Below are 5,962 nucleotides of genomic sequence, written 5' to 3'. Positions count from 1 at the left end.
GCAATAATACATCTCTTCTTTTAAACAGAAAGTTTATAAATACTGACGATACTTCGACAATTTCCTCGGAAATATTTCCTTTCCCCACATAATTTGATACACTACACATGAATAAAAACTTGTATTACATGTAAGGGAGGGAGATTGTATGTAAGGAATCTGTACTCGTAATAGTATAAAACAAGCTACTATTGCATTATTAATCATAGTTGTATTTATAGCGGAACTGTAAATACATACAAATAAGTGGGTTTTTGGTTTTGGAATTCTGAATTTTCTTTTAAATTATTAGGGGGCAATGGTATGGTTAAATATTCGAAAATTTCTAAGTGGATTCTTGGTGTTGGATTAGTGACAATAACATGTAATGGTTTGCAAATTCAAGCAGAGACAAAAGAGAAAAACGTGAAGAACGTATTACAAATGGAGCCGGTAGGAATACAGAAATCTGTTAATGAATTGGCGCACTCTTCAAAAGTACAAGAAAATGCATCTTTTACAAAACGGTTAAAATTAGCGGATTTATCGCAGCGTCCACTAGCACCAACCGATAATATTAAACCGTTAGCTGAAGAAAAAAAGTATTCAATGGCTGAGTTAAATCAATTAAATAACAAACAATTAACTGATCTTCTTGTGACAATTAAATGGTATCAAATTCCGGAATTATTTCAGTTTAATAGTGATAGTCTTAAATTCTATCAAGATGATAGTCGAATGCAAGCAATTATTAATAAACTAGAAGAACAAGGACAAACTTATACGAAAGATGATTCAAAAGGAATTGAAACATTAGTAGAAGCTCTACGTGCAGCATTTTATTTAGGTTTTTATCATGATGAATTAAGCAAACTAAATGAGCGTAGCTACCATGATAAATGTTTACCAGCTTTAAAAACAATTGCAAAAAATCCAAATTTCAAACTTGGTACATCAGAACAAAATAAAGTAATTGCATCATATGGAAAATTAATTGGAAATGCATCAGCAGATGTTGAAACGGTTTTATATGCAGGTGAAATTTTTAAACAATATAACGATAATCTTGCAACTTTCATTGAAGACCGAACAAAAGGAGACGCTATATATGAGTTGATGAAGGGAATTGACTTTGATATTCAGACGGATATGTACACGACTGGAAAAGAGCCAAAAGATACGATGTGGTATCGAAATATCGATAACTTTATTAATGAAATAAATCGTTTTGCACTACTTGGTACAGTAACAAATAAAAATGGATGGTTAATTAATAATGGAATTTACTATGCTGGCCGATTGGGCAAGCTTCATAGCACGCCGACAAAAGGACAACAAGTTGCTACAGATGCAATGCGAATTTATCCATATTTAGGAGAGCAATACTTTGTTGCGGCAGAACAAATTACTACAAATTATGGAGGGATAGATGCGAATGGAAAAACTGTAAATTTAGATCAAATTCGAGAAGAGGGTAAAAAGAAATATTTACCGAAAACGTATACGTTTGATGATGGTGCAATTGTCTTTAAAGCTGGGGATAAAGTTAGCGAAGAGAAAATTAAACGTCTATACTGGGCGGCAAAAGAAGTGCGTTCTCAATTTTATCGTACAGTTGGTAGCGATAAACCACTTGAAAGTGGACATGCTGATGATGTGTTAACGATGGTTATTTATAATAGCCCAGATGAGTATCAATTTAATCGTCAACTGTACGGATATGAAACGAATAATGGTGGGATTTATATTGAAGGGACAGGGACTTTCTTTACATATGAACGTACACCAGAGCAAAGTATTTATAGTCTGGAAGAATTGTTCCGCCATGAATTTACGCACTACTTACAGGGAAGGTACGAAGTTCAGGGATTATGGGGCCAAGGGGAAATGTATCAAAATGAACGTTTAACATGGTTTGAAGAAGGGAATGCAGAGTTCTTTGCAGGTGCAACGCGATTAGATAGTGTAGTACCACGAAAAAGTATAATTGGTGGGTTATCTAATGATCCTACAAAACGTTATACAGCATCACAAACATTAAATGCGAAATATGGAACGTGGGATTTTTATAATTATTCGTTTGCACTACAATCATATATGTATAATAAGCGCCCAGAAATGTTCGATAAAGTACATGATTTAATTCGCGCAAATGATGTTTCAAGTTACGATGAATACCGTGCTACATTAAGCAAAGATAATAAGTTAAATGAAGAATATCAATCTTATATGCAAATGCTTATTGATAATCGTGATAAGTATACAATTCCACAAGTATCAGATGAGTATTTAACTCAGCATGATCCAAAATCGCTTTCGGACGTTACTTCAGATATTACGAATGAAGCGAAACTAAAAGATGTGAAAGTAACAAAGAATAAATCACAATTCTTTAATACATTTACACTACAGGGGACATATACAGGAAGTGCGGCTAAAGGAGAAGTTGAGGACTGGAAAGTGATGAATGAAGCAACAAATGATATGTTGAAACGCCTTTCAGGAAAAGAGTGGACTGGATATAAAACATTGACTGCTTATTTTGTAAATTACCGTGTAAATAATGCTGGGCAATTTGAATATGATGTTGTGTTTAGCGGAGTGAATACGGAAGAAGGTACGGCTGTAGAAAAAGAACCAAATAATTCATTTGAAACAGCAAACCCACTATCTTTGAATATTTTGTTAAGAGGAACCTTGAGCGATCAAGATCAGGGGGATAAATTTGTTATTGATGTAAAGGATCAAAAAGATTTACAAATTTCGGTTACGAACGAACAAAATCTTGGATTGAACTGGGTATTATATTCTGAATCAGATTTAAATAATTATGTAGCTTATGCAACAAAACGTGATGGGAACAAATTGCTTGGAAATTATAATGCAAAGCCAGGGAAATATTACTTAAGTGTATATAAGTATGGTGGTGGAACAGGGAATTATACGGTACAAGTAAAATAGTTTACTATAGTTTGTTTTGAAAGGCTACTTATTACATTTTTTAGCGAAATAAAGTATGTAATGTTAAACATTAAACTAATTCAACATATCCCTGTTCTAATTATAGAACAGGGATATGTTGGCTTTATATTTTTAAATTAAATAACCTCATTGGATTTTGATAAGAAAATAATTAATATACATCTGAATTCTCATTCGTAAAGCATGTTTTAATCTTCTTAATGCTCTTTCATTTTTGTCTCAATGCTTGTTTTCAAATCAGTTGATACTTGATTGAAATACCCCAAAACGATCTCCCTAATATCATCGGATATAACTTTCAAATCACTAGCTAAGTTTTCAGCGAGATGTTCTTTTTCTATTGGCTGTAACTTCGTATAAAATTCACCAGCTTGTGTAAAGTCATCCTGTTTCGTTATAGAAGCTCTTTCAAGTTTACCTTCAACGTACCTTCCTTCACCGGTTGTAATTTGATTAGCAGGTGTCCAATCTTGCTGCTGGTTAATCGTTAATTTGCGAAATTCTGGACCAATTCTTCTTCTTTGTGAATCACTGTAAATGTTAGCGCGCCCTTGCAGCATTTTATCATCTGATAGTTCTGCACCATCCAGTAAATTAGAAGGAGAGAATGCGACTTTTTCTACTTGTTCCATAAAATTTTCAGGATTTTTATTTAATACCATTTTCCCGACTGGTAGGAGAGGATACGTCTGTTCATCCCATACTTTTGTGTCATCTAAAGGATCATAAGAAAGGTGCGCTTCATCTTTCGGATCCATGAGCTGGACGTATAAACCATACTCCACTGGTTTACCATTTTCAATAGCATCATATAAATCTTTCCCGCTATAATCAGGATTTTCGGCAGCTAGTTTAATTGCTTCTTTACTAGTAATGTACTGTACACCTTCAAACGGGTACCAATGATACTTTACATACTTTCGATTACCTTCCGCATTTCTCCATACATATGTATTAACACTATGTCCTGGAATGTGGCGAAGACTTTTGGCCGTACCATTATTAGAGTATAAACGGACAACAAAATGAATAGATTCAGGTGCTTTAGCGACAAAATTCCAAAATCTATTAGGGTCTATTAAGTTATTTTTAGGTGAAGGTAATAATGCTTGAATCGTTTCAGGGAAACGCATCGGATCACGGACAGAAAAAACAGGAATGTGATTACATAAAAGGTCAAAAATGCCTTCTTTTGTATAAAATTTTGTAGAAAAACCGCGTACATTTCTAGCAGTATCCGGTGTTCCTTTCGTACTAACAGCTAACGAAAATCGCACCATAACAGGAACTTTCTCATTAGAATTTTGTAAAAAACTTAATTTAGTATGTTCAGACATCGAATATATCGTTTGAAAATAACCGAACGCACCAAATCCTTTTACATGAACAGGTCTTTCTAAAATTTTTTCATGAATAAATTCTTGTAACGTCTCGTGAAGTACACTATCTTGCTCTAGAACAGGTCCACGTGAACCAACTGTTTGTGAGTGAAGGGTAGCTTGTTCATTACGTTCGCCTTTTTCATTAAAGTGATTCCCTAGTAAAGATTGCCCCTGTTTATCATAGTTTTCATTCATCGATATAGCCTCCAAATTTATTTCGTCTATTGTTACTAAATATGATTTTATAATCTTGATTATGTATGATATGCAAAGTAGTAACAGACCGCTAGATGAAAAAAACGTGTATGTAGTGGACCTGTTGAAATAGAAGAAATTATGGAAAAATGAATATCGTGAAGAAAATTACTATTAAAATTTTAATCTGAAAAATGAATTTATACATGAGTTTATAGAGAATGAACAGAAATAAACAGGGAAAATAAATAGGAGGAATTTAACATGTCGGATTGGTTTCAATTAGATAAAGAATATATGATGTCTACGTATTGTCGTACGAAGGTTGCGATAGAAAGAGGAGAAGGGTGCAAGCTTTATGATGTAGATGGTAAAGAGTATGTAGACTTATTTTCTGGAGTGGGAGTGAACGTATTAGGGTATAATCATCCGAAAATTGTACAAACGACAATGGAACAAGTTACAAAATCGTTGCATCTGCCGTTTCATTTTTTAAATCCAGTTGCGATTGAATATGCAAAGAAATTAGTGGATTGCTCATTAAAAAACGGAAAGGTCTTTTTTACAAACTCTGGTACGGAAGCGACAGAAACAACTTTGAAATTAATTGATAAATATAGAGCTAATACGAATGAAGAACGTGAAGGAATTGTAGTGCTGAAGAATAGTTTCCATGGGCGTACGTTAGGGGCACTTCATTTTACGAGACAAGAAAGTGTATATCAAAATTTCCCTAAAACATCGATTCCTGTATATGAAGTAGAGCGCGAAAATATAGACCAATTAGAGGAGACTATTATTAAAGAAAAACCAATTGCGATTATGCTAGAGCCTGTTTTAGGAAGTGGAGGAATTTATCCTTTATCAAGTGAATATTTACATGGTGTTCAATATTTATGTGAAAAATATAATGTACTTCTTGTCGTTGATGAAGTTCAAAGTGGTATGGGTAGAACGGGAAAACTATTTGCTTATCAAAATTTTAATATTACACCAGATATTATTCAAATTGGTAAAGGAGCAGGAGGCGGGATACCGCTAGGAGGAATTATTGTAGGCAAAAAGTTATGTGATGTATTTTCACCAGGAGATCACGGGACAACGTTTGCTCATTCATCAATGGGAACGGCTTTAGGGTTAACGGTATTAAACACATTGATTGAAGATGGTTTAATGCACGAAGCGTATGAAACGTCACTATATTTAAATGATAAATTACAAGAAATTCAGAAAGAAAACTCTTATTATATTCAGGAAGTACGTCATGCTGGTATGATGTTTGGAATTAGTTTAAATGATACAAATGAAAATGTGAAGAAATTACAGGTAGAGCTAATGGAAAAAGGGATATTAGTTGACGTAACACAAGGGAATATTATCCGTTTACTTCCTCCATATATAATTACAAAAGAAGAAATTGATAC

Annotated in this window: 3 protein-coding genes; 2 read left to right on the top strand and 1 reads right to left on the bottom strand. The window is 33.6% G+C overall.

All coding sequences use genetic code 11. From position 1 onward, the window contains the following. Positions 1 to 303 precede the first annotated feature (303 nt). Positions 304 to 2,940: a collagenase ColA gene (gene colA / locus ABWK52_RS24375; protein ID WP_098541959.1), complete on the top strand. Its 2,637-nt coding sequence runs from the start codon at positions 304 to 306 to the stop codon at positions 2,938 to 2,940. 218 nt (positions 2,941 to 3,158) lie between these two features. Here the strand turns inward: colA and ABWK52_RS24370 are convergent, their stop codons facing one another. Continuing rightward, positions 3,159 to 4,538 (bottom strand): catalase, encoded by a 1,380-nt coding sequence (locus tag ABWK52_RS24370; protein ID WP_061655723.1) that lies wholly within the window; start codon positions 4,536 to 4,538, stop codon positions 3,159 to 3,161. 264 nt (positions 4,539 to 4,802) lie between these two features. Between ABWK52_RS24370 and ABWK52_RS24365 the strand changes: the two genes are divergently transcribed. After that, positions 4,803 to 5,962, top strand: a 1,160-nt coding sequence (locus tag ABWK52_RS24365) for an aspartate aminotransferase family protein (protein ID WP_353772194.1), incomplete at its 3' end; no start/stop codon positions are given.

The organism is Bacillus sp. AP50 (assembly GCF_040492675.1).
Taxonomy (GTDB): domain Bacteria; phylum Bacillota; class Bacilli; order Bacillales; family Bacillaceae_G; genus Bacillus_A; species Bacillus_A cereus.
This window is presented reverse-complemented; position numbering and strand designations above follow the sequence as displayed.